Below are 23,150 nucleotides of genomic sequence, written 5' to 3' on the forward strand. Positions count from 1 at the left end.
TTGTGTACGCGGTCGTCGTGACGCGCTGCCTTCACCTATGCCGGAGGAGCGGTGGCTTAAAAGCGGCTTAAAAGAGGCTTAGAAGCGGTACTTCGCCCCAATACCACCGCCCACAGTGGTTTCGCCGCGGCGTGCGCTCATATTGCCCCCGACATGCACTTCGAGCTGGTTATCGAACTGAACGTCAACGCCAAGCTCGGCCGTGACGATATGGGCCCCGAGTTTTGCGCCCTGCACCGTGAACGAACGCGTGGCGCCGTAGAACGCATTGGTCAGGCTGCTGCGCTTGTCGCCGAACTCGTACTCATAGGCCACGCGTAGCGAGGGAATCGCCTTGCCGCCTGCCACGTTGACCAATTCGTGCCACAGGCGGACGCCGACAATGCCACGGGTCGACGTTCGCGACTGCGAGCCGACCTTTAGGGCATTCGGTGCGCTGGCGTCGCCGCCACCGGCTTCGTCGAAGGCGTTCAGGCGCGTGGACAAAAAGCGCATGCCCAGTGTCGAATCCAGATGGACGGCGCCGAGTGCATTGCGCCGGCCCATTTCACCGAACGCACCGAAGGTGTTGCCTCGCGTATTACCTTTAACGCGTGGTGAAGCATCGCTCGTGTCGACATTGCGATCGGTCTTTACGCTGTGGTTGGTGTACGTCGCGCCACCGTTGACGAACCATTGCTGGTCGCTCAGATGCGACGCGTACACGCCCAGACTGACGCTGTTGACGCCGGCCTCGCCCAGATGCCCGTCGATCTCGGAGTTGTGATTCCCGACGCCCAGTGAGCCACCGACGATGGTGTTCGCGTCGATTCGCGAGTCCACACCGATGGCACCGTTCACGCCACGCACGTCGAACAACCGCGTTTCGCCGTTCTGATGCGAGCGCTCGCCCGTGAACGAGGCCCAACCGACGAGATCGCCGTTGCCGGGTGCAAGGCCCTTGCCGGTGGTGTCATCGAACGTTACGCCGCCGCTCATCGTGCGCGTTTGCATGGCCCGCTGGAAGGCACTGGCCGCCGATTGGGCCGTGACGGCGTTGTTCAACAGCGCCGCGCCCGACAGCACGATGAGCGTGTTGCGCATTTCAGCCGCTTCGTCAGCCTTCACCGGTGACACCGCCATCGAAAAAAGCACAACCGCCGCCGTGAACATTCCGGTGACGCGGAGCGCGAACGATGGATAACTCACTGCTTTCATTTGACAACCTCTCATTGAATTCGCGAGACATGATGAATGGCTTCATCACGCGCCAGACGACGGCAGATCGCCATCCGTCAAGGCTCGCGAATTCTATGAGGCGGCTTATGGAAAGCCGGTCACCGCTACGTTCTTTTAATACATCACCCAGTCCTTAATTGAATAATTTCCCAAAAATGTAAATGTTCGACATTAAATTCACGAAATGAATAACCAATAAAAAAACCGCCGTCCCCTTTCGGGCACGACGGGTTTTCCGTCTTGCATTCGCAGCGTTCGCGCTCAGGCCACAGGTTTGCGCTTGGGCTTGACGTCGGGAGTGTCGATCTCTTCGAGCACATCGCGGAATTCGGCAATGTCTTCGAAGCTGCGATACACCGACGCAAACCGGATGTACGCAATCTTGTCCAGACGCTTGAGCTCGCGCATCACCAGTTCGCCGATGCGCTGGCTCACCACTTCGCGCTCCGCGCCGGCCAGCAGCTTGTACTCGATGCGCGCAATCGCGGCATCCATCGCTTCGGCACTCACAGGACGCTTGCGAATCGCCAACTGCATGCTGGCGCGCACCTTCGCACGGTCGTACTCCGCGCGGCTGCCGTCTTTCTTGACGACGGCCGGCATCGTCAGCTCGACGCGCTCATAGGTGGTGAATCGCTTGTCGCACGACGGACAGCGCCGGCGCCGCCGAATGGCAGCGCCGTCTTCCGCTTCACGCGAGTCGATGACTTGCGTGTCGTCATGCCGGCAGAACGGGCAACGCATGCGTGCGGGGCCGTCCGCTTAGCCGTAGACCGGGAAACGCTTGGTCAACTCGGCCACTTGTGCACGCACCTTGGCCAGGTTTTCCTCGTTTTCCGGGTTGTCGAGCACGTCGGCGATCAGGTTGCCGACCAGCTTGGCTTCGTCTTCCTTGAAGCCGCGCGTGGTCATTGCCGGCGAACCCAGACGCACACCGCTCGTGACGAACGGCTTTTCCGGATCGTTCGGGATCGCGTTCTTGTTCACGGTGATGTGCGCAGCACCCAGCGCGGCTTCCGCAGCCTTGCCGGTGATGTTCTTGGCGCGCAGATCGACCAGCATCACGTGCGATTCGGTCTTGCCCGACACGATGCGCAGACCGCGCGCGACCAGCGTCTCGGCCAGCACGCGTGCGTTCTTCACGACTTGCGCTTGGTAAGCCTTGAATTCCGGCGTGGCGGCTTCCTTGAACGCGACGGCCTTACCGGCGATCACGTGCATCAGCGGACCACCCTGAATACCCGGGAAGATGGCCGAATTGATCGGCTTCTCGAACTCGGCCTTCATCAGGATCACGCCGCCGCGCGGGCCACGCAGGCTCTTGTGCGTCGTGGTGGTCACGAAGTCGGCGTGCGGCACCGGGTTCGGGTACACACCGGCAGCGATCAGACCGGCGTAGTGCGCCATGTCGACCATGAAGTACGCGCCGACCGACTTGGCGATCTGCGACATACGCTCGAAATCGATCTTCAGCGAGAAGGCCGAGGCGCCGGCCACGATCAGCTTCGGCTTGTGTTGCTGCGCGAGCTTCTCGGCAGCGTCGTAATCGATGTCTTCGTTCTCGTTCAGGCCGTAGCTCACCACGTTGAACCACTTGCCCGACATGTTCACCGGCGAACCGTGCGTCAGGTGACCGCCGTGCGCGAGGCTCATGCCCATGATCGTGTCGCCCGGCTTGAGCATGGCGAAATACACGCCCTGGTTAGCCTGCGAGCCCGAGTTCGGCTGCACGTTCGCGGCTTCTGCCCCGAACAGCGCCTTCACACGGTCGATCGCCAGTTGCTCGACGACGTCGACATATTCGCAACCGCCGTAATAGCGCTTGCCCGGATAGCCTTCCGCGTACTTGTTGGTCAGTTGCGAGCCCTGCGCTTCCATCACGGCCGGGCTGGTGTAGTTTTCCGACGCGATCAGCTCAATGTGGTCTTCCTGACGCTGATCTTCCTTCTGAATCGCGGCCCAGACTTCGGGATCGACGGCGGCAACAGTGGATTTCGATTTATCGAACATGGCGTTTGCGTTGAATTGAACAGGTTTTCCGGGAGGGGATGGCGCAGCGCATCTTCCTTTGTGCTTTGGAAGACGATAGACAGGGCAGCACCAACCATCACGGCTGCCCAGGCGAACGGCAAATAAGACCCCAGCGCTTCCCGGTGGGTTGCTCCACCTCGGGCACACAAGGCTGTGCGCCCTAATCGCCAGTCACGCGGGGTTTGTGGCGTCGATAGTGTATGCGAGCTTTGGGCGTTAGGCAACCGCCCATGCCGCCCGCTGCGCGCGCCCCTCCCACGCCCCTCTTACGCCCCTCTACGCCCCCTCCACGCCCGTTACACGCGCACAACAACCTTGCCGAACGCCCCCCGGCGCAGGTGTGCCAAGGCCTGACCGAACTCGGCGAAGTCATACACGGCGTCGACCACCGGCACGATTTCATGGCGGTCCACGGCGGCGACCAGCGCGGCCAGCGCCCGGCGATGGCCCACGCCGATGCCCTGAATCTGGGCCCGCTTGCCCAGCACGCCGTAGACCGGCGCGCGCAGGGTCTCGCCGTCGAGCATGCCGATGACGGAGACCTTCCCGTTCGGCGCCAGCGCCCGCATCGTCCCGGCCATGTCGCCCCCGGCCAGTTCCAGCACCTGTTCGACACCGCGTCCGCCGGTCAGCGCGAGCACCTCGTCGGCCCAGCCTTCGCGGCGCTGCACCCCGTGCGTCACCCCCAGCGCCGCCGCGCGCGCCAGCTTGTCCGGGCTGCCGCTGGTCACAATCGCCTTCGCGCCGTGGGCGAGCGCCAACTGCGCGCCGAACAAGGCAACTCCGCCGGTGCCGGTCGACAGCACCGTCTGGCCCGGCTGCAACTTGTGGCCTGCCTCGAACAGCGCGAACCATGCCGTCAGCCCGGCGCACGTCAGCGTCGACGCGGCCACGTCGTCGAGCGTGGCCGGTGCCGCCAGCAGCGTGTCTTCGGCAAACACGGCATATTCGCGCAGCACGCCCTGCAAGGTGCCGCCGAAGACCTTGAGCCCGGCCGGCGCCGCTTCGCCGTCGAGCCAGCGGTCCCAGAACGTGTTGATCACCCGGTCGCCCGTCGCCACACGCGTCACGCCCTCGCCGACGGCGACGACCTCACCCGCCATGTCCGAGCCCGGCACGAACGGGAACGTCACCGGCAAGCCCATGCCGGTATCGATCATCAACGCATCGCGGAAGTTGAGCGACACCGCCTTCACCTTCACCAGCACTTCGCCCGGGCCGGGCTGCGGAATATCGACCGTGGCGAGTTCCAGTGCGGTTTCGCCCAGCGTCGCCATTTGCCACTGTTTCATCGTATTCATCGTCGTCATCGCTAGATCCTTATCTTGGGGAGCCCCGCCGCACCGAAAGCGCGTTGGGTAGACAAGCATCAGCTTATTGGAGAATACTTCGAAGCAGTGATGGCAATTTATCCACTTATTGGCGACATATTGGAATCAATTAATGGGATTAACTGACGGCTATACGCCCGACCGGCTTTCGGGCATCTCCGCGTTTGTGGCGGCGGTAGACGCAGGCAGCTTTGCCGGTGCCGCCGAGCGGCTGCATCTGACGCGCTCGGCCGTGGCCAAACGCATCGCCCGGCTCGAAGCGCGGCTGGGCGTGCGGCTCTTTCACCGCACGACACGTAGCCAGCATCTGACCGACGAAGGCGAGACGTTCTATCAGCGCTGTATCAAGGTGTTGTCCGAGTTGTCGGAGGCGGAAGACGAACTGAGCGCAGGAACACAATCGCCCATGGGCAAGCTCCGCGTGACGATGCCGGTACAGATCGGGCGGCAGTGCATTGCCCCGGTGCTGTTGGCGATGGCCAAGGCACATCCGCAACTGCGTCTGGAAATGGCGTTCAGCGACCGGCGCGTCGACCTGATCGAGGAAGGTTACGACTTGGCCGTGCGCAGCGGGCGGCTCGACGATACGCCCGGCCTCAAGGCACGCTCGCTCGGCGAGCAGACGATGATTCTGTGCGCGTCGCCCGAGTATCTGGCCGAATACGGCACCCCGCGCACCTTCGCGGAGCTGGCCGATCATGAACGCCTGATGTACGGCCGGGGCGGCAATCTCTACGAATGGCCGACGTTCGTGCCATGCGCGGTGCCGGACGCCTCACGCCCCGATGGCCGCGTCGATACATCCGATACACATTCCGATACGCGTTCCGATGCCGAAGCGAATCCACCGCCGCCCACAAGCCGCGCGTCCGCCGGTTTTCGCCGGGGGCGCACGGCGCGTTTCGTGCTCGACGACCTCGTGGCGCTGGTCACGGCAGCGGAACAAGGGCTGGGCGTCGCCTGCATTCCACACTGGCTCGCCGCCGTGCCCCTGAGCCACGGCACCTTGGTTCGACTGATGCCCGACACCCGCTCGGCCGGCACCCCGCTGCATCTCGTCTGGCCCGATACGCGCCATCCGTCGCCGAAGCTGCGCGCCGCCATCGACGCGCTGATGTCGGCGCTCATGCCCGAGTTCAAAGACTCATGAAAGGTGACTGCTGCGCCATGATCGCCGCAGCCCGCGTCGGATGCGCGAGCGCCCATGCCTGCGCCCCCCACTCGCCGCCCAGCAGCCGCACGAGACTGTCGCGCCGGGACAGCAGATGGTGCACTTGCGCCGGCGCATCGCATCGCCCCTGCGGTGGCGCACCGCCCATCTCTGCACAGGCAAGTTCGTTGGCGGTGTTCGCCCATGGCAAGAGCGCTTCCTGATGAATTCTGCCGAGCCGGTACGCCATTTCGGCGGCCACGGCGCGCGTGCCGGTCGGGTCTTTCAGTTCTTCGACGACAACGTCCTCGCTGGCGTCCGGCGTGAACCCCTTCAATCGGCGCACGAACGGCGCGTACTGTTCGCCATAGGGGAATTGCGAGAGATCGGTCAGCGCATCGGCCGGTAGTGCCGACGCGAAACAGGCGGCATCGGGCCGGAACGTCTCGGTCAGTGGCGGCAGTGCCGGCAACCCTTCCCGTTGATTTACGGCGACTGCATAACCGGAGTCTTTGCAGGTGCCCTGAAACCCCATCTCCAGACACGCACCGAAGTCCACCGTCATCATGCGCGGCAAATCCTCCTTGTCACGCCACACACCCACGTTTTCCATGAACACATTGCACAAGTCCCAGTTGCCCAGCCAGAGCGCGGCAATGTAGTGCCGCTCCAGCTCGCATTGGTAGACGTCGGGCAACATCTCGCAGAGCAGACCGAGCATGGCGTTGCGGCTCTTGACCTCGCCCGCGTAGATCCGCGCGCATTGCGGCGAGAGCTCCCAGAACGCCACCCGCTCCTGCTTGCACAACTTCTCCATGACGCGGCCCGCCATGTGGGCGCCGATGCGTGCGCCATCGCAGATCGTCGTGCGCTCACGGTCTTGCGCCTGCCCCACGACTGCCCGCCGCGCTTCTTCGCCGACCAGCCAGAGGCCGAAGTCTTCATACGACGCCAGATAGACACTCGCGAGATGCAACCTGCCGGACTCCCGCGTACCATCGAACGCCTCGTCGCACCCGCGCACAAGAAACGTCGTCGGGGTCGGCAACCCCAGTGCGCCGAAAAGACGCGACGTGAGCCATGCCTGCGTCGTGTGCCACGCGTCGGGGCAGCGCTTGACCACGTACTGCGTGGCATTCGCGTGAGACGCGAGTGTCATGCGCACTGCGGCCCCTGTCGCGCCCATCGGCAGTGCGTCGCGCACGCGCTCTGCCGACGAGAAATCGTAGGGGCCGATCGCCGGCAGCGCCGCCGTGCTGCCATCGTGTCCGACGACGGCGCCGTACATGCCGTGCGGCCCCATCTCCGGCAGCGCTGGGCAAGCCGCATCCGGCTGCGGCAACGTTTCCGGCACGGGCGACAGGTGATTGCTTTCCGGGATGCGGTAGGGACGGGCAAGGTCAACGCGCTGCATGGCGATCCTCCATCATCATGTGATCGTTTGAAGAGGCCACCGCCGCGCGCCGTTCTGCGCACCAACAGCCGAGGCCAGAATCGGCGGATTCTGCTGCGCCGCCCGGCGAAAGGCTTTCGAAAACGCGCTGCATTCGGACAAACCTGACACATATGCGCACCCCGTGATAGGCTCCGGCGCATGTCTACGCAGCCCACTTCTCCCCTCGCGACAGCCGGCGCGCGCACGCCTCGCATTCTTGTCAGCAGTTGCCTGCTCGGTCAGCCGGTTCGCTATCACGGACGCGCGGCGCCTTGCGAAGCCGCCGCCGCCGACATCCTCGAACGTTGGCGCAAGGCGGGCCTCATTGCCGCCGTCTGTCCGGAGGTTGCTGGCGGTTTGCCTACACCGCGCCCGCCTGCCGAAATCAGCGCGGCGGCGGGTGGCGAGCGCGTCTGGCAACAGGTGGCGCGCGTGATCGACGACACCGGCGCCGATGTCACGGCCGAATTCATCGACGGCGCCCAGCGCGCACTGGCCATCGCCCAGCGTCACGGCATCCGGATTGCGGTATTGAAGGAAGGGAGCCCGTCGTGCGGCAGCACGTTCGTGTACGACGGGACATTTACCGGCGCGAAGATCGCCGGGCGCGGCGTGGCCGCTGCGTTGTTGCGCGAGCACGGCATTGAAGTCTTCAGCGAACACACGCTCGCCGCCGCAGACGCCCGTTTGCGTGCGTTAGACGAGCGGGACGTCTGACGCGTCCCAAGGTCTGCAATGCCCGTGACGGCAATAAAAAACGGGGGCCGTCACTGGCCCCCGCTGCTTACCGCACCACCCAATCTCAAAGCTCGATCTTCGTCCCCAGTACCGCGAGGAACTGCGCAATCCATGCGGGATGCGCGGGCCATGCCGGTGCCGTGACGAGTTTGCCGTCGGTGTGCGCCGCGTCGATCTCGATCTCCATGTATTTGCCGCCCGCGAGCCGTACTTCCGGCGCACACGCCGGATACGCCGAACACTCGCGCCCTTCGATCACACCGGCAGCCGCCAGCAATTGCGCGCCGTGACAGATCGCCGCGATCGGCTTGTCGTTCTCGGCAAAATGCCGCACGGCGGCGAGCACCTGCTCGTTCAGACGCAGATACTCCGGCGCGCGGCCGCCGGGAATGACCAGCGCATCGAAATCGGCCGGTGACAGACCATCGAACGTCGCGTTGAGCGTGAAGTCGTGACCGCGCTTCTCGCTGTACGTCTGATCGCCTTCGAAATCGTGAATCGCCGTGCGCACCTTGTCGCCCGCCTTCTTGCCCGGACACACCACTTCCACGCGATGCCCCACGGCCATCAGTGCCTGCACGGGCACCATCAGTTCGTAGTCTTCGACGTAGTCGCCAGCCAGTACCAGAATCCGCTTCTTGCCCATGAGACTCTCCGTTCAGAGAAAAAATGGAAGGAAACAGCACGCCCATGTTACCCAATTCCGGTGACGCCCCGGGGACAGCGCTTGCAGACTTCCCTTAAACTGACGCCGCTGCCCTATTCCTGACTCTCGTGAATTGACCCGATGCCTGTGAGACCCCTCAAAGCGAAGCTGCCGGAGACCGCACCCACGCGCCCCCGCACCAAACCGGCGGAGGTTCGTCTTGAAGAATTGATGGGGGCGGCAGAGGCATTGTTTCTGGCGCAGGGCGTGGAAGCCACCACGATCAATGAAATCGTCGAGAAGGCGCAGGTGGCCAAGGGCACCTTCTATCACTACTTCGCTTCCAAGAACGAGATGCTCGACGCGCTGGGCAAGCGCTATACCGAGCAGTTCATGGCGACGTTGCAGGACGCCGTCGATGCCTGCGCAGCAGACGACTGGGTGCAACGGCTTCGCGTGTGGATTCAGACGAATGTCGAAACGTATGTGAAGACTTACCGCACGCACGACATCGTTTATACCCATCACCACCATCACGACCGCACCAACCGGGACAAGAACGCCATCCTCGACCAGTTGACGGAAATCATCGTGCGCGGCAAAGCGGCGGGCGCGTGGGCGCCGGAAGAACCCCGCGTCGTAGCGCTGCTGATTTACTCGGGTGTTCACGGTGCGACAGACGACCTCATCGCGGCCAAACCTAAGCGTGCACAAGACAGTGCCAAGTTTGCGCAAAGCCTCTCGGACGCGTGCCTGCGGATGCTGTCACCCATCGCGAAGCCGGCCAAGTAACGCCGGCAAGTGACGCCATCGCGGCACATCCACGTCGACAATCGACGGGACAAAAAAAACCGCGCGCCGAAGCACGCGGTGTCAAGCCGGCGCAAGGCGCCGTCGGTCAATGGTGAGTGCCTGTGCGGCCACGTTGGCGCAGCCGCACAGACGCCTGACGATTCAATACGTTTCCAGATGCAGGCGCCCTTCCGTCTTCATCCGTTGCCACAACGCCTGCCAGTCGAGTCCCGCTTCACCGGCAATCGCTTGCAGTGCCTGCAACACGCCGTCTTCCATCCCCTTCAGGCCGCACACATAGATGTAGGTGTGCTCATGGCGCAGTAGCGCCGCCACGTCGGCCGCGCGCTCGCGCATGGCGTCCTGCACATAGCGCTTGGCTTGCCCCGGCGTGCGCGAGAAGGCCAGATTGGTGTCGATGAAATCCTTCGGCAGATTCAGCAGCGGGCCGAAGTACGGCAGTTCGCCCTGCGTGCGGGCGCCGAAGAACAGCATGAGCTTGCCCGTCGCCCCTTTTAGACGGCGGCGACGCCGGTACTCGGTCATCGCGCGCATCGGCGCAGCCCCCGTGCCCGTGCAGATCATCAACAGATGCGAGTCGGCGTGATTGGGCATCAGGAACGTGCTGCCGAACGGGCCCATCACGTTCACCACATCGCCCTTCTTCAGATCGCACAGATAGTTCGAGCAAACGCCGCCGACCGCCTGCTCGTGGTGATCCTTCGTCACGCGCTTCACGGTCAGCGCCAGATTGTTGTACCCGGCACGCTCGCCGTCGCGCGGCGAAGCAATCGAATATTGGCGCGCGTGATGGGCGCGTCCATCCGCCGTCGTGCCCGGCGGGATGATGCCGATCGACTGGCCTTCGAGCACCGGAAACGGCTGCTTACCGAAGTCGAGCACGATGTGATGAATATCGCTTTCCGTGCTCGCGTCGGTAACGCGATAGTTGCCGACGACGGTAGCCTGCACCGGCGCCTTGTGGTTATACAGATTGACGTACGGCTTGGCGGCGGACCACGGCGGCACGACCGAACCGCGCACGAGATCGGAGCCGCCAATCGCCGGCTCGGCGAACTCGGCATCTCCCGCAGTTGTCCCGGCGGCAGCCCCTTCCGCTGCCTCGCCAATCGCGCCCTGACCGGCCAGCGCGTCGTCCTGCACCGGCAGTTCGTCCCACGTGAGCTGCGCGTCGACCGAGTACGACTCGGCCTTGAGCACATCGCGCCAGTTGTCGATGGCCCCCGTCGGGCACGGCGAAATACACGCCATGCAACCGTTGCACGTGTCCGCGCGCACGACGTAGTTGTTCTCGTCATGCGTGATCGCGTCGATCGGACACGTCTCCTCGCAGGTATTGCAGCGAATGCAGATCTCCGGATCGATCAGATGCTGCTTCAGGACTTCGACCGGAACGGGGCCGTTCATGATGCTGTCTCCTTGTGGGGTTGCGCTGCGGGCTCGACTGGCCCGCTTTATCTTTAGCTTTAGCTTCAGTTGAACCGCACGTATTCGAAGTCGATCGGCTGGCGGTTGATGCCCAGCGGGGGCGGCGCAATCCAGTTGGCAAACTTGCCCGGCTCGATCACACGGCCCATGAGCGATGCGACATAGGCACGGTCTTCCGCCGTGGCCAGCCATTCACGTTCATGTGCGGCCCATTCGGTCTCGCTCACGACGCGGCCATCCGGCGATACACGCACGCCCGCAAAGGTGCCGATCTGGCGATTGAATGCTTTGTGCGGCACGGTGAGGCGGAAGTCGATACCCGCCTTCTCCAGCACCTTGTTCCAGCGGTTCACACCGGCCACCGAATCCTTGATGTAGTCGTCGCGCAGCACTTCGTTCATCGCGTTGAGCATCGGCACGTCGCGCTCCACGAGCTTGCCGTTGTCCACGCCCAGCAGGCGATACATCTGACCATTGAGTTGATGGTCGTCGTCGCGCTTGCCCTCTTCATAGCGGCCCTTCAGACCCGAGCTGTAGAAGATGGCCGCATTCGACGACTGGTCGGCACCGAACAGATCGATCGTCACCGAGTAATGGAAGTTGATGTAGCGCTGAATCGTCGGCAGATCGATCACGCCTGCCGCCCGCAGCTTCGAGACGTCGTCGGTGCCCAGTTCGTTCATCACCTGCGCTGTGCGCGAGATCACACGCGACACGCCCGACTCGCCCACGAACATGTGGTGCGCCTCTTCGGTCAGCATGAACTTGGTGGTGCGCGCGAGCGGATCGAAACCCGATTCCGCCAGTGCCGAGAGCTGGAACTTGCCGTCGCGGTCGGTGAAATACGTGAACATGTAGAACGCCAGCCAGTCCGGCGTCTTCTCGTTGAACGCGCCGAGAATGCGGGGGTTGTCTTCGTCACCCGATCGGCGGCCGAGCAGCGCTTCGGCTTCTTCGCGGCCATCGCGGCCGAAGTAGCGATGCAGCAGATAGACCATCGCCCACAGGTGGCGCCCTTCTTCCACGTTCACCTGAAACAGGTTGCGCAGGTCGTACATCGACGGCGCGGTCAGGCCCAGATGGCGCTGTTGTTCCACCGACGCCGGTTCCGTATCGCCTTGCGTGACGATGATGCGGCGCAGGTTGGCACGATGCTCGCCCGGCACGTCCTGCCACACGGCTTCGCCCTTGTGTTCGCCGAAATGAATCTTGCGGTCAGTGTCGCCCGGCGTGAGGAAAATGCCCCAGCGATAGTCCGGCATCTTCACATGATCGAAGTGCGCCCAGCCGCTCGGGTCCACGCTCACGGCCGTGCGCAGATAGACGTCGAAACCGTGCGAGCCTTCCGGGCCCATGTCGCCCCACCATGACAGGAAGTTCGGCTGCCATTGTTCGAGCGCACGTTGCAGCGTGCGGTCGTCGGACAGGTTGACGTTGTTGGGGATCTTCTCGCTGTAGTTGATCGAAGCCATCGTGGGGTTCCTCGTGTCTCGTGCGTATCTGTGGAAACGTCTCGTCGTGGGGGGTATCAGACGCGGGTCAGGTCGAACTGCGCCTTGTTGCCCTTGCCGTAGACCTTCAGCGCGCCCTTCTCGCCGACGGCGTTCGGGCGGGTGAAGATCCAGTTCTGCCAAGCCGACAGACGCCCGAAGATGCGCGTGTTCATCGTCTCTTTGCCATTGAAGCGCAGGTTGGCCTCCAGACCGGTGAGCGCATCGGGCGACATGGCCGCGCGCTCTTCGATGGCGATGCGAATCTCGTCCGGCCAATCCAGATCGTCCACCGCTGCGGTAACCAGCCCCAGACGCTCGGCCTCGTCCGGACGCACGCGGCGCCCGATGGTCTCGCGCACGGCGTCGAGTTCTGCTTTGTCTTCGTAAAAGCGGCGGGCCAGACGCGACTGGTCGGTCACCATCGGCAGCAAGCCGAAGTTCACTTCCGAGAGCGTGATCGCCGGCTCGTCTTCCTCGCTGGCGGGCAGCGCGGCCATATAAGTGCGGTCGGCCGCGAAGGCGAATTCGGCGAGCGTGCCCGTGAAGCACGAGTCCGGCTCGATGAGCGCGAACAGCGAGCGCGACGACACGTCGATGCGGGCCAGCGTGCGGCGCAGCATGCCGATGGTTTCGCGCACGAGCCAGTGGCTTTGATGCGCCATCAGCGAAGCGTCGGCCGCCAGCACGTGTTGGGCCTCGCCTTCGGTACGCAGCAGCCACGTGCCGATGTCGAGTTCGTTGGTGCGCAGATTGAGAATGGCGTCGTCGAGTTCGCGCGCCATCTGCAACGGCCACCAGCGCACGCCGGCGGCCTCGATGCCGGCGATGTCCTGCGGCGGCGCCGACTTCGGTGCCTTGACGGTCAGGCTGGCCGTGCGATTGGTGCGGTCGATTTCGACGTCGACGAATTCGTAACGGATGGCATCGGGTTCGTCGGTGCGTTCGATGCGCGTGAGCGTCACGCCCTTGCCGCCCGGGCGGTCGCTTTGTTGCGCCAGTTCCAGCGCGCGTGCCGAGATGGTTTGCGCGAACTGCGCGGGCTTGACCACTTCATCGACCAGACGCCATTGCTTGGCGCGCTCGCCGCGAATGCCTTCCACGATGGTGCAGAAAATATCGGCGCGGTCGTTGCGCACGTGGCGCTTGTCGGTCAGGCGGGTGAGACCGCCGGTGCCCGGCAGCACACCAAGCAGCGGCACTTCCGGCAGCGACACCGACGACGAGCGGTCGTCGACCAGATAGATTTCGTCGCAGGCCAGTGCCAGCTCGTAGCCGCCGCCTGCGCAGGCGCCGTTCACGGCAGCGAGGAATTTCAGACCCGAGTAGCGGCTGGAGTCCTCCAGACCGTTGCGCGTTTCGTTGGTGAATTTGCAGAAGTTGACCTTCCACGCATGCGAGGACACGCCCAGCATGAAGATGTTGGCACCCGAGCAGAACACGCGGTCCTTCGCGCTCGTCACCACCACGGTCTTGACTTCAGGGTGCTCGAAGCGGATGCGCTGAACGGCATCGTGCAGTTCGATATCCACACCCAGATCGTACGAATTGAGCTTGAGCTTGTAGCCCTCGCGAATGCCGCCGTCTTCTGCGATATCGATCGTCAGCGTGGCGACCTGACCTTCGAAACTCAGCTTCCAGTGCTTGTACTGCGTAGGGTCCGTACGGTAGTCGACGTGGGGTTTGCCGAACATGATTGCCTCCAACTCGAATAATGATCTTGTTGAATTGCAATATAGTGCAGCACAAACCCACCGTCAACGGTTAACTTGAATAAAAATGAATTATTTTGCAGATACGAGACGTTCAGTCGGACGATAACTGCACTGCCAAGCGCCCTCGCAGTTGCAGATAAGCGTCTGCCAGCGCCTTCCCGCCGGTATCGAAGCTCATGTCCGCCTTGGCGTAGAAGTCCTGCCGGCCGGCGAGAATGCGCTTCAGGTCGTCCATCGCTTCCGCGTTGCCCGACATCGGCCGCAAGTCGCCCTGCGCTACCACCCGTTTCATGTGCTCTTCCGGTGAGGCTTGCAGCCAGACGGCATAGCAATGGGTGAGCAGGAAATTGAAGGTGGACGCGTCGCTCACGATGCCGCCCGGCGACGCGATCACTGCGCGCGGATGCTCGGCGACTACGGCTTCCAGCGCCCGCAGCTCATAGCGGCGGTAGGCGGTGGCGCCGTAGAGCGAATATATTTCCGACGGCGGGCAGCCGGCCAGTTGTTCGATCACGCGGTTGAGTTCGACAAACGGCACGTGCATGTCGTCGGCCAGCATCCGGCCCAGCGTGGACTTGCCCGCGCCACGCAGCCCGATGAGGGCAATACGCCCGCGCCGGTCCGGGTCACGCTCGCTGCCCGCAAACAACTCGCTGAGTGCCTGACGGGCCCGCGTAAGCGCCTCGCCATCGCGACCGTGCAGGATTTCGCGAATCAGCAGCCACTCGGCGGAAGACGTGGTCTCATCGCCGACGATTTCCGCCAATGTGCAATTTAGTGCCTGTGCGAGCTGACGCAGAAACAGCACGGACGCGTTGCCCACGCCCGACTCCAGATTGGCGACATGGCGCTCGGACACATCGGCGTCGAGCGCCAGCGCCTTACGCGTCAAGCCGCGACGGGCGCGCAGCGTGCGCACGCGCTCGCCCAGCGCAACCAGAAACGGGTCTTTCTCTACGGCGGCACGCGCCGTCAACACCCCATCGGCAGGCGCACTCTTATTCATTGGGCGAGATCCTCAGAACAGGTAACATGTAATATATTGCTTGACAGCGAAAATTGCATGCTCTAATTTTCACCATGCGTCGATAAAAAAGCAAACACGGGCCGTCGCCCGGCCTGATCGGCGTCAAACCCGGTGTACGGAAGATCGTCAGAACAAGACAGTGCGAGCCGCCGCCATGCCATCGCCCGATGGTGTTCGCCGAAGCGAAAAAGCGGTCAGCTTGCCATTGCGTCATCCCCAGGAGACATGGATGGATGTGCCCCAATTTCAGGCGCTGATCGCCGACCTTACGCGACAGCTCGACGGCCGTGCGCTCGACGCCGGCCTCGCCGACTGGCTCAACACCCATTACGGTGCCGATTCCGAAGGCTTCGCGGCCCTCACCGCTGCCTGCCAGACCGGCGTTGCCGACGGCTGGCTGTGCAATCGCGAAGGCGGCGGCATCCGTTATGGCCGTGTGATCAAGCCCACCCCCGATACCCATGGTTTTTCCGTCGATGTGGTCGACATGGCCGATCTGGCCGGTCCGCACCATACGCATCCGAATGGCGAAATCGATCTGATCATGCCGCTCACGCCCGGCGCGACCTTCGACGGGCATCCGGCCGGCTGGTGCGTCTACGGCCCCGGCACGGCGCATCGCCCGACCGTGGCACAGGGTCGCGCGCTGGTGCTGTATCTCCTGCCCCAAGGGGCCATCGAATTTACCCGCAGCGCCTGACGCCCGATTCTGCGGTGGCTGCGTGACAACGCGGCCACCCGGCGCACGCGCGCTTGCTCACCGAGTCTTTGCCATGAGTACGCCTGTCTTGCTGGAAAACTACGTCGCGGGCCAATGGGTCGCCGGTCGCGGTGAAGGGACTGCCCTCACCGATCCCGTCACCGGCGACACCCTCGCCCGTGTGTCGAGCGACGGACTGGATCTCGACGCCGCCTTCACCTTCGCACGCGATACCGCCGGGCCTGCGCTGCGGGCGCTGTCGTTCGCCGAGCGCGCGCAACGGCTGTCGCAGATCGTCACCACGTTGCAGGCGAATCGCGACGACTACTACGCGATTGCCACGGCCAACTCGGGCACCGTCGCCACCGATTCTGCCGTCGACATCGACGGGGCCATCTACACGCTGTCGACCTACGCCAAGCTGGGCGCCGCACTCGGCGACGCGCATACGCTGCTCGACGGCGCTGCGACGCCGCTCGCGAAAGATGGCTCGTTTGCCGTGCGCCATCTCTTGCGTCCGACGCCGGGCGTCGCGCTCTTCATCAACGCCTTCAACTTCCCGGCGTGGGGGTTGTGGGAGAAAGCTGCCGCAGCGCTACTCGCCGGCGTGCCCGTGATCGTGAAGCCTGCGACGTCCACCGCATGGCTCACGCAGCGCATGGTGGCCGATGTCGTCGCCGCCAACGTGCTGCCCGCAGGCAGCCTCTCGGTGATTTGCGGCAGCGCCGCCGGACTGCTCGATCGTATTGGTCCGTTCGACGTGGTGTCGTTCACCGGGTCGGCAGCCACGGCCGCCACGTTGCGCGCGAACCCGGCGTTCACCGAGCGCTCGGCACGTATCAACGTCGAAGCCGACAGTCTGAACAGCGCCCTGCTGCTGCCCGATGCCGCGCCCGGCACCGCTGCGTTCGATCAGTTCGTGCGCGAAGTGGCCCGCGAGATGACCGTCAAGTCCGGACAGAAATGCACCGCCATTCGCCGCGCATTGGTGCCGGTGGAACACTTCGATGCGGCAGCGGCAGCGATTGCCGAGCGGCTGGCGAAGACCGTCGTGGGCAATCCGCGCAACGACACCGTGCGGATGGGCTCGTTAGTGAGCCTGTCGCAAAAGCGCGCCGTGTTGGAAGGCATTGCCGATCTGCAAGCCGAAGCGGAAACGCTTTATGACGGCAATCGCGATGCCACGTTCGTCGATGCCACCGCGGATAGCGCCTGCGTCGCCCCGGTACTGCTCGGCCTGCGCGATGGCGCGTCGGGGCGGCGTGTGCACAACACGGAAGTCTTCGGGCCGGTGGCCACACTCGTCGGCTATCGCGATGTCGACGAGGCGGTCGCACTGGCCAAACGCGGTCAGGGCTCGCTCGTCGTGTCGCTGTTCAGCAACGACGCACTCGCCATGCGCGCACCCGCCGTTGCACTGGCCGATGCCCATGGTCGCGTGCATGCCGTCGATCCGTCGGTCGCCAAGACGCAGACCGGTCACGGCAACGTCATGCCGCAGTCGTTGCATGGCGGCCCGGGCCGCGCCGGCGGCGGTGAAGAACTGGGCGGGCTGCGGGCGCTGCGTTTCTATCACGTGCGCTCGGCAATCCAAGGCCCCGCAGCGTTGGTCGAATCCCTGACGGCGGATGCCGTTGAATTACCGAAGTAGTCGCCGTTATCAATGCCAAGCAGTCCTAAGCCATAACAAGCAGCCGAAAGCAGTCGAAAAAAGTCGCAAGCCGTCGTAGTCAAGGTGTTTCATACAGGCGCCGTCAGAGCGCCGAAGAGAACCAACGCCACGTGCGCGTTGCCCTCGCACGTGTGCAGGGCACGCGCGGCGATCCACCGGAGGCAACATGGAAGCCGTACTCACCCCACCGCCGGCGAACTTCAACTTCGCCGCGCACCTTGAAGCGCTCAATCGCGCTCGCGCCGCCAAGACGGCGTATCTCGACGACACACAATCGCTCACCTATGGCGAGCTTGCCGAGCGTAGCCGGCGCTTTGCGACGGGACTCGCACGCGCAGGCGTGCATCGGGAAGAACGCATCCTGCTCGTGATGCTCGACACCATCGACCTGCCCGTCGCCTTTCTCGGCGCGCTGTATGCCGGTGTGGTGCCCGTTGTCGTCAACACGCTGCTCACGGCCGACGATTACGCGTACATGATCGCGCACAGCAAGGCGCAACTCGTGATCGCCTCGGGCGCGTTGATGCCCACCGTGCAGGCCGCACTCGACAAGACCGGCGCGCCGCCGCCGTGTGTGGTGTCTCAGCCCGTGGCCGTCGCCGATGCTGCCGACGCCGCACAACAGACCCCGCCCGTCACGTTCGACGCGCTCATCGACGGGCCGCCCAGTGCCGTGCCCGCCGACACCGCCGGCGACGACATTGCGTTCTGGCTGTATTCCTCAGGTTCCACCGGCAAGCCCAAGGGCACCGTGCACACGCACGCGAACCTGTACTGGACGGTGGAAACCTACGGCCGCAACGTGCTCGGCATTCGCGAAGAGGACGTGGTCTTTTCGGCCGCGAAACTGTTCTTCGCCTACGGGCTGGGCAACGCCCTCACGTTCCCGCTGTCCGTCGGCGCAACGGTGTTGCTGATGGCCGAGCGCCCGACCGCCGAAGCGGTGGCGCAGCGCCTGAAACAGCATCGCCCGACGATCTTCTACGGCGTGCCCACGCTCTACGCGAACCTGCTCGCGTCGCCGCACCTGCCGGCCCGCGCAGACGTCGCGCTGCGCCTGTGCACGTCGGCAGGCGAAGCGTTGCCGCGCGAAATCGGCGAGCGCTTCACCGCGCATTTCGGCGCAGAGATTCTCGATGGTATCGGCTCGACTGAAATGCTGCACATCTTCCTGTCGAATCGTGCGGGGCAAGTGGCCTACGGCACGACGGGTGAAGCGGTGCCCGGCTATTCGGTGGAACTGCGCGACGAGAACGGCCAGCCCGTGCCCGACGGCGAGATCGGCGACCTGTACATCAAGGGGCCAAGTGCGGCGCTGATGTACTGGTGCAATCGCGAGAAATCGCGCGCCACGTTCCTCGGTGACTGGCTCAAGAGCGGCGACAAGTACCAGCGTCTGCCCAATGGGTATTACGTCTATGCCGGGCGCAGTGACGATATGCTCAAGGTCAGCGGCCAATATGTCTCGCCCATCGAAGTCGAGATGGTGCTCATGCAGCACGACGCAGTACTCGAAGCGGGTGTGGTCGGCCGCGACGACAACGGTCTGACAAAGACGCAGGCGTTTGTCGTACTCAAGCCCGGTGTCGTGGCCGATGACGAGATGGCAACGACGCTCAAGGCGTTCGTCAAGGCGCGTCTGGCGCCGCATAAATACCCTCGCGAGCTGGTGTTCGTCGACGATCTGCCGAAGACGGCGACGGGCAAGGTCCAGCGCTTCAAACTGCGCGAGTTGCTATAGGAGAAGACGAGACGATGTCGGACGTACAGTTCGCCCGGATCGAGACGGCCTCGCACGGGCCGCTCTCGCTGGAATACCGGTGGCTCAATCGTGAGCGCACCGACGCGCCATTGCTGGTCTTTCTGCACGAAGGGCTGGGGTCGGTCGCGATGTGGAAAGACTGGCCGCAGCAGTTGTGCGATGCGGGCGGCTATCGTGGCCTCGTGTTTTCGCGCAACGGCTACGGCCGCTCGACGCCGCGCCCGCATGACGAGAAGTGGCCGGTCGACTTCATGCACAAGCAGGCGCGCGAAGTGTTGCCTGCGTTTCTCGATGCGGTCGGTGTCGGCCCTGAAGCCGCCGGGCGCGTGTGGCTCGTGGGCCATAGCGACGGTGGTTCGATTGCGTTGCTGTTCTCGGCCGCGTTCCCCGACCGGCTGGCAGGGGCGGTCGTACTGGCACCGCATCTGTTCGTGGAAGACGTGTCGGTCGAGAGTATTGCCAAGACGAAAACGGTGTTCGAGACGACCGATCTGCGCACCAAGCTCGCGCGCTATCACGACGATGTGGAGAGCGCCTTCTGGGGCTGGAACGATATCTGGTTGAACCCGGCGTTTCGCGAATGGAATCTCGTCGGTGCAGTGGCGAGTATCGAGAAGCCGCTGCTCGCGGTTCAGGGCGAAGACGACGAGTACGGCACGATGGCGCAGATGGACAGCATTGCCGCCAACGTGTCGCATGCGAAAGTGGTGAAGCTGCCCGACTGCGGACACTCCCCCCATCGCGATGCCCCCGAGGCACTCGCGCAAGCCATCGTGTCGTTCATCGATGGCGGCGGTGCGCTCGAAGCGTCAGGCGATCAGCGCGCCGCTTGATTCACGATTCGCAGATTCACGGATTCACCGCGCCGGGGCGGGCTCAACGCTCCGGCGCAATCGCCATATCTTCGATGGCGCGATACACCAGCGCCTTGGCATCTTCGATGGACGGCGTGCGGCGCACCAGCCCCGCAAAGCGCTGATCGACCAGCAGCGCAGCCAGACCATGCACATACGCCCAGCCCGCCGCCATCGTGACGGCACGCTCGGCATCCAACTCTCCCCACCACTCGTTATTGCCCTGCGCATCCACTACCGGCGCGGGATCGAGCACGCCTGAGAGCAAGCGCATGGAGTTGCGGCGCGCGTCTTGCAACGATGTCCGTTCCAGATCGAGTAATTCGTTGCGCGACATCAGACGGAACATGTCCGGATTCGCCACCGCGAAATCGATGTACGCATGCGCGACCGCCTTGCGACGCGCCGGGCCGGGCGTAGCTTCGCTGGCGCGCGCCGACATCGCCGCCGCCAGCCGCCGATGCCCATCCGCCACGAGTTCGCTCAACACCCCCGCCGTATCGCCGAAGTGATGCTGCGGCGCGGTGTGCGAAACCCCCGCCTCGCGCGCAATCGAGCGCAACGTCAGCCCGCGCAGGCCATCGCGCTTGAGCACCGTCTCGGCGGCCTGCAAGAGCGCTTCGGGCAAACCGCCGTGATGGTACGGACGCACTTTCGCGCCACGGCCGGCACGCGGTGCCCGGGCGGTTTCATCGGCGGCCTTGTCGGCAGGCTTGCCGGGGGATTTGTCTGTCATACCTGAGGTCAATGTTTCCAACGGAAAAATATGTTGACGGCAATCGGGAGTCTCGTCAAAATCTTTCCACTGGAAACATTGATGCAGGGATGGCGACCGCCGTCCCGTCGATGTCCGGAACGACTTATCCGAACGAGAGGCATTCATGAAGGCAAACGTATTGATCTCCGGCGCTGGCGTGAGCGGTCTGGCGCTGGCGTATTGGCTCGACCGAGCGGGCTTCGCCACCACGGTGGTCGAGCGCGCGCCCGAACTGCGCCGGGGCGGTCAGGCGGTCGACATTCGTGGCGTTGCGCTCGATGTAGTCGAAGCGATGGGATTGCTGGGGCAGGCAAAGGCGTTGCGCACGCAACTCAAAGGCATGTCGATGCTGGACGCGCAGGGCAACGAGCTCGATCGCTCCGAAGAGCGGACCTTCAGCGGCGGCCGGATCAATATCGGCGACATCGAGGTCTTCCGTGACGATCTCTGCGAGCTGCTGGCGGGTGCACTGGGCGAGGACGTCGAGTGGCTTTACGACGACAGCATTCGTGCCATCGACGATCAGGGCGATCGGGTCGTGGTGAGTTTCGAGAAAGGTGCATCGCGCACCTTCGATCTGGTGATTGGCGCCGACGGCACCTATTCCAACGTGCGCCGCCTGTGCTTCGACGACGAGGCGTCAGTCGTGCGGCCGTTGAACATGGTGCTGGCCCTGTTCTCCACGCCCAACCTGATCGATCTGAAGGACTGGCAACTGGGCCATCGCGAGGGCGGCGTGGGGTACATCATCTACCCGAGTCTCGATCAGGATTCGTTGCGTATCGGCGTGGGCTTCGAGGCCCCCGCTCCGGCGTTACCGCGTAACGACATGGCCGCGCAGAAGCGCCTCGTCACGGCGCATTGCGAACACTTGGGCGGCGACATCCCCGCGTTGATCGCAGCTATGCAGACCACCGACGAGTTCTATTACAACGAACTGGCGCAGATACGCATGGCGTCGTGGTCGAAGGGACGTGTGGCGCTCGCCGGAGATGCAGCGCATTGCGCCTCGCCATTCTCTGGACAGGGCACCAGCCTTGCGCTGGTCGGTGCCGCCGTGCTGGCGTATTCGCTGGCGCAACACTGGCCGAATCCGGCGCATGCGTTTGCCGAGTACGAAGGGCGCATGCGGCCCTACGTCGATCTCAATCAGGCGCTCGTCGATTTGCGGCGCAACGGCCCCGCCCCCGATGAGCAGATGGACGCCGCCAAGAACGGCATCCACATCAGCGATCTGCTCGGCGATTTGTTAGCCGGATCAGATCACACGCACGCTTGGCTTGCCCGGCCGCATGGCACCGACGATACCGGCTTCGGCGAAACCGTCGGCGCGGAACACGGCGAGCACATCGTCGACCGCGCCCGGGGCGCATGACACCAGCAGCCCGCCCGCCGTCTGCGGGTCGCACAGCAGGTCGCGATCCCGGTCGGTGAGGCGCTCGCCCAGTTCCACGGCGCTGCCGTACGACGCCCAGTTGCGACCCGACGCACCCGTGATGCAGCCCTTGTCGGCCAGTTCGCGCACGCCATCGAACAGCGGCACGTCGGACATGCGCAGATACGCCGCGAGGTTGGCGCCACGGCACATTTCCAACGTGTGTCCCAGCAAGCCGAAGCCCGTCACGTCGGTGAGCGCGTGCACGCCCGGCAGTGCGGCCAGTGCCGGGCCGACACGATTCAGACGCGTGGTCGCATCGATCATGCTGCGATAGCCGTCAGCGTCGAGCAGGCCCTTCTTGAGCGCCGCCGACATCACGCCGACGCCGAGCGGCTTGCCCAGCACCAGCACGTCGCCCGCCTGCGCGTCGGCATTGCGCTTGATGCGTTTCGGATGCACCACGCCCATCGCCGCCAGCCCGTAGATCGGTTCCACCGAGTCGATGCTGTGACCGCCCGCAATCGGGATACCGGCTTCGGCGCACACCGATTCGCCACCGCGCAGAATGTCGCGGATCGTCTCGCGCGGCAGCACGTTGATCGGCATGCCGACAATCGCCAGCGCGAAGATCGGCTTACCGCCCATGGCGTAGATATCGGAGAGCGCGTTGGTCGCGGCGATGCGGCCGAAGTCAAACGGATCGTCGACGATCGGCATGAAGAAATCGGTCGTGGCGATGATCGCCTGCTCGTCGTTCAACTGATAGACCGCCGCGTCGTCCGAGGTCTCGGTGCCCACCAGCAGGGCGGCCGGCATCGGCATGGGCGACTCGTTGCGTGCGAGCAGTTCCGAGAGCACGCCCGGCGCGATCTTGCAGCCGCAGCCGCCACCGTGCGAGAGCGAAGTCAATCGCGGGACGGCAGGCGTCGTCTGCGGAGCGGCTTGCGAAGCGGGCTGTGAAGCATCCACCTGAGTGGCATCGTGTGCGGTCATGGTCGTTGGCGT

The 23,150-nt window shown here is 64.1% G+C and carries 20 protein-coding genes and 1 riboswitch; of the genes, 8 read left to right on the top strand and 12 right to left on the bottom strand.

The features are described from left to right. Window positions 1-78: 78 nt before the first annotated feature. The 4 genes from PIN31009_RS21215 to PIN31009_RS21230 form a co-directional block, all read right to left on the bottom strand. Window positions 79-1,197, bottom strand: coding sequence for an autotransporter outer membrane beta-barrel domain-containing protein (locus tag PIN31009_RS21215; protein WP_174997320.1), 1,119 nt, complete (start codon window positions 1,195-1,197; stop codon window positions 79-81). A 282-nt stretch (window positions 1,198-1,479) separates the two neighbouring features. Further along, a complete protein-coding gene (gene nrdR / locus PIN31009_RS21220; protein WP_150684874.1) occupies window positions 1,480-1,962 on the bottom strand; it encodes a transcriptional regulator NrdR in 483 nt (160 codons plus the stop codon). 18 nt (window positions 1,963-1,980) lie between these two features. Then, window positions 1,981-3,228 (bottom strand): serine hydroxymethyltransferase, encoded by a 1,248-nt coding sequence (gene glyA / locus PIN31009_RS21225; RefSeq protein ID WP_058377781.1) that lies wholly within the window; start codon window positions 3,226-3,228, stop codon window positions 1,981-1,983. 98 nt (window positions 3,229-3,326) lie between these two features. Continuing rightward, window positions 3,327-3,434: riboswitch (ZMP/ZTP riboswitch) on the bottom strand. Window positions 3,435-3,545: 111 nt separating this feature from the next. Then, window positions 3,546-4,541 (bottom strand): zinc-dependent alcohol dehydrogenase family protein, encoded by a 996-nt coding sequence (locus PIN31009_RS21230; protein WP_150791500.1) that lies wholly within the window; start codon window positions 4,539-4,541, stop codon window positions 3,546-3,548. Between the two features lie 151 nt (window positions 4,542-4,692). Between PIN31009_RS21230 and PIN31009_RS21235 the strand changes: the two genes are divergently transcribed. Continuing rightward, on the top strand, window positions 4,693-5,730 hold the full coding sequence (locus tag PIN31009_RS21235) for a LysR family transcriptional regulator (protein ID WP_150791501.1): 1,038 nt from the start codon (window positions 4,693-4,695) through the stop codon (window positions 5,728-5,730). Here the strand turns inward: PIN31009_RS21235 and PIN31009_RS21240 are convergent. After that, a complete protein-coding gene (locus PIN31009_RS21240) occupies window positions 5,717-7,144 on the bottom strand; it encodes a hypothetical protein (protein ID WP_150791502.1) in 1,428 nt (475 codons plus the stop codon). The two genes, PIN31009_RS21235 and PIN31009_RS21240, sit on opposite strands and share 14 nt — an antisense overlap. Before the next feature lie 180 nt (window positions 7,145-7,324). Between PIN31009_RS21240 and PIN31009_RS21245 the strand changes: the two genes are divergently transcribed. Beyond that, entirely contained in the window at window positions 7,325-7,882 is a 558-nt protein-coding gene (locus tag PIN31009_RS21245) for a 2-thiouracil desulfurase family protein (protein ID WP_150791503.1), read from the top strand. An 85-nt stretch (window positions 7,883-7,967) separates the two neighbouring features. Here the strand turns inward: PIN31009_RS21245 and PIN31009_RS21250 are convergent, their stop codons facing one another. After that, the gene (locus PIN31009_RS21250) at window positions 7,968-8,549 is read right to left on the bottom strand and encodes a DJ-1/PfpI family protein (RefSeq protein ID WP_058377777.1); all 582 of its coding nucleotides are present in this window, start codon (window positions 8,547-8,549) and stop codon (window positions 7,968-7,970) included. Between the two features lie 141 nt (window positions 8,550-8,690). Between PIN31009_RS21250 and PIN31009_RS21255 the strand changes: the two genes are divergently transcribed. Next, window positions 8,691-9,341 carry a TetR/AcrR family transcriptional regulator gene (locus tag PIN31009_RS21255; protein ID WP_150791504.1) on the top strand — a complete coding sequence of 217 codons (651 nt, stop codon included), beginning with the start codon at window positions 8,691-8,693 and terminating at the stop codon, window positions 9,339-9,341. A 162-nt stretch (window positions 9,342-9,503) separates the two neighbouring features. Here PIN31009_RS21255 and boxA read toward each other — a convergent pair whose 3' ends face one another. From boxA to PIN31009_RS21275, 4 genes are all read right to left on the bottom strand, one after another. Continuing rightward, entirely contained in the window at window positions 9,504-10,769 is a 1,266-nt protein-coding gene (gene boxA, locus PIN31009_RS21260) for a benzoyl-CoA 2,3-epoxidase subunit BoxA (RefSeq protein ID WP_150791505.1), read from the bottom strand. A 65-nt stretch (window positions 10,770-10,834) separates the two neighbouring features. Further along, window positions 10,835-12,262: a benzoyl-CoA 2,3-epoxidase subunit BoxB gene (boxB, locus tag PIN31009_RS21265; RefSeq protein WP_150791506.1), complete on the bottom strand. Its 1,428-nt coding sequence runs from the start codon at window positions 12,260-12,262 to the stop codon at window positions 10,835-10,837. A 56-nt stretch (window positions 12,263-12,318) separates the two neighbouring features. Continuing rightward, complete coding sequence (boxC, locus tag PIN31009_RS21270) at window positions 12,319-13,974, bottom strand: 2,3-epoxybenzoyl-CoA dihydrolase (protein WP_150791507.1); 1,656 nt, start codon at window positions 13,972-13,974, stop codon at window positions 12,319-12,321. 112 nt (window positions 13,975-14,086) lie between these two features. After that, entirely contained in the window at window positions 14,087-15,001 is a 915-nt protein-coding gene (locus tag PIN31009_RS21275) for a helix-turn-helix transcriptional regulator (protein ID WP_058377772.1), read from the bottom strand. A 250-nt stretch (window positions 15,002-15,251) separates the two neighbouring features. Here PIN31009_RS21275 and PIN31009_RS21280 point away from each other — a divergent pair, with 250 nt between their 5' ends. From PIN31009_RS21280 to PIN31009_RS21295, 4 genes are all read left to right on the top strand, one after another. After that, window positions 15,252-15,722 carry a DUF4863 family protein gene (locus tag PIN31009_RS21280; RefSeq protein WP_150791508.1) on the top strand — a complete coding sequence of 157 codons (471 nt, stop codon included), beginning with the start codon at window positions 15,252-15,254 and terminating at the stop codon, window positions 15,720-15,722. 73 nt (window positions 15,723-15,795) lie between these two features. Then, window positions 15,796-17,373, top strand: coding sequence for a 3,4-dehydroadipyl-CoA semialdehyde dehydrogenase (locus PIN31009_RS21285; RefSeq protein ID WP_150791509.1), 1,578 nt, complete (start codon window positions 15,796-15,798; stop codon window positions 17,371-17,373). Between the two features lie 187 nt (window positions 17,374-17,560). Beyond that, the gene (locus tag PIN31009_RS21290) at window positions 17,561-19,135 is read left to right on the top strand and encodes a benzoate-CoA ligase family protein (protein WP_150791510.1); all 1,575 of its coding nucleotides are present in this window, start codon (window positions 17,561-17,563) and stop codon (window positions 19,133-19,135) included. A gap of 14 nt (window positions 19,136-19,149) precedes the next feature. Next, complete coding sequence (locus tag PIN31009_RS21295; RefSeq protein WP_150791511.1) at window positions 19,150-19,989, top strand: alpha/beta fold hydrolase; 840 nt, start codon at window positions 19,150-19,152, stop codon at window positions 19,987-19,989. A gap of 43 nt (window positions 19,990-20,032) precedes the next feature. On the opposite strand, the gene PIN31009_RS21300 is transcribed toward PIN31009_RS21295, so the two are convergent. Beyond that, complete coding sequence (locus PIN31009_RS21300; RefSeq protein WP_150791512.1) at window positions 20,033-20,746, bottom strand: TetR/AcrR family transcriptional regulator; 714 nt, start codon at window positions 20,744-20,746, stop codon at window positions 20,033-20,035. 145 nt (window positions 20,747-20,891) lie between these two features. Here PIN31009_RS21300 and PIN31009_RS21305 point away from each other — a divergent pair, with 145 nt between their 5' ends. After that, window positions 20,892-22,142: an FAD-dependent monooxygenase gene (locus PIN31009_RS21305; protein ID WP_150791513.1), complete on the top strand. Its 1,251-nt coding sequence runs from the start codon at window positions 20,892-20,894 to the stop codon at window positions 22,140-22,142. On the opposite strand, the gene selD is transcribed toward PIN31009_RS21305, so the two are convergent. Beyond that, window positions 22,026-23,138, bottom strand: coding sequence for a selenide, water dikinase SelD (gene selD, locus PIN31009_RS21310; protein ID WP_246185793.1), 1,113 nt, complete (start codon window positions 23,136-23,138; stop codon window positions 22,026-22,028). The genes PIN31009_RS21305 and selD overlap by 117 nt on opposite strands. Window positions 23,139-23,150: the final 12 nt, after the last annotated feature.

Origin of the sequence: Pandoraea iniqua (genome assembly GCF_902459685.1) — a bacterium.
Lineage (GTDB): Bacteria > Pseudomonadota > Gammaproteobacteria > Burkholderiales > Burkholderiaceae > Pandoraea > Pandoraea iniqua.

Bases quoted from the DNA above. Each gene is read 5' to 3' on its own strand.
- PIN31009_RS21215 (WP_174997320.1), bottom strand. From the start codon at position 1,197: ATGAAAGCAGTGAGTTATCCATCGTTCGCGCTCCGCGTCACCGGAATG.
- nrdR (WP_150684874.1), bottom strand. From the start codon at position 1,962: ATGCGTTGCCCGTTCTGCCGGCATGACGACACGCAAGTCATCGACTCG.
- glyA (WP_058377781.1), bottom strand. From the start codon at position 3,228: ATGTTCGATAAATCGAAATCCACTGTTGCCGCCGTCGATCCCGAAGTC.
- PIN31009_RS21230 (WP_150791500.1), bottom strand. From the start codon at position 4,541: ATGAAACAGTGGCAAATGGCGACGCTGGGCGAAACCGCACTGGAACTC.
- PIN31009_RS21235 (WP_150791501.1), top strand. From the start codon at position 4,693: ATGGGATTAACTGACGGCTATACGCCCGACCGGCTTTCGGGCATCTCC.
- PIN31009_RS21240 (WP_150791502.1), bottom strand. From the start codon at position 7,144: ATGCAGCGCGTTGACCTTGCCCGTCCCTACCGCATCCCGGAAAGCAAT.
- PIN31009_RS21245 (WP_150791503.1), top strand. From the start codon at position 7,325: ATGTCTACGCAGCCCACTTCTCCCCTCGCGACAGCCGGCGCGCGCACG.
- PIN31009_RS21250 (WP_058377777.1), bottom strand. From the start codon at position 8,549: ATGGGCAAGAAGCGGATTCTGGTACTGGCTGGCGACTACGTCGAAGAC.
- PIN31009_RS21255 (WP_150791504.1), top strand. From the start codon at position 8,691: ATGCCTGTGAGACCCCTCAAAGCGAAGCTGCCGGAGACCGCACCCACG.
- boxA (WP_150791505.1), bottom strand. From the start codon at position 10,769: ATGAACGGCCCCGTTCCGGTCGAAGTCCTGAAGCAGCATCTGATCGAT.
- boxB (WP_150791506.1), bottom strand. From the start codon at position 12,262: ATGGCTTCGATCAACTACAGCGAGAAGATCCCCAACAACGTCAACCTG.
- boxC (WP_150791507.1), bottom strand. From the start codon at position 13,974: ATGTTCGGCAAACCCCACGTCGACTACCGTACGGACCCTACGCAGTAC.
- PIN31009_RS21275 (WP_058377772.1), bottom strand. From the start codon at position 15,001: ATGAATAAGAGTGCGCCTGCCGATGGGGTGTTGACGGCGCGTGCCGCC.
- PIN31009_RS21280 (WP_150791508.1), top strand. From the start codon at position 15,252: ATGGATGTGCCCCAATTTCAGGCGCTGATCGCCGACCTTACGCGACAG.
- PIN31009_RS21285 (WP_150791509.1), top strand. From the start codon at position 15,796: ATGAGTACGCCTGTCTTGCTGGAAAACTACGTCGCGGGCCAATGGGTC.
- PIN31009_RS21290 (WP_150791510.1), top strand. From the start codon at position 17,561: ATGGAAGCCGTACTCACCCCACCGCCGGCGAACTTCAACTTCGCCGCG.
- PIN31009_RS21295 (WP_150791511.1), top strand. From the start codon at position 19,150: ATGTCGGACGTACAGTTCGCCCGGATCGAGACGGCCTCGCACGGGCCG.
- PIN31009_RS21300 (WP_150791512.1), bottom strand. From the start codon at position 20,746: ATGACAGACAAATCCCCCGGCAAGCCTGCCGACAAGGCCGCCGATGAA.
- PIN31009_RS21305 (WP_150791513.1), top strand. From the start codon at position 20,892: ATGAAGGCAAACGTATTGATCTCCGGCGCTGGCGTGAGCGGTCTGGCG.
- selD (WP_246185793.1), bottom strand. From the start codon at position 23,138: ATGACCGCACACGATGCCACTCAGGTGGATGCTTCACAGCCCGCTTCG.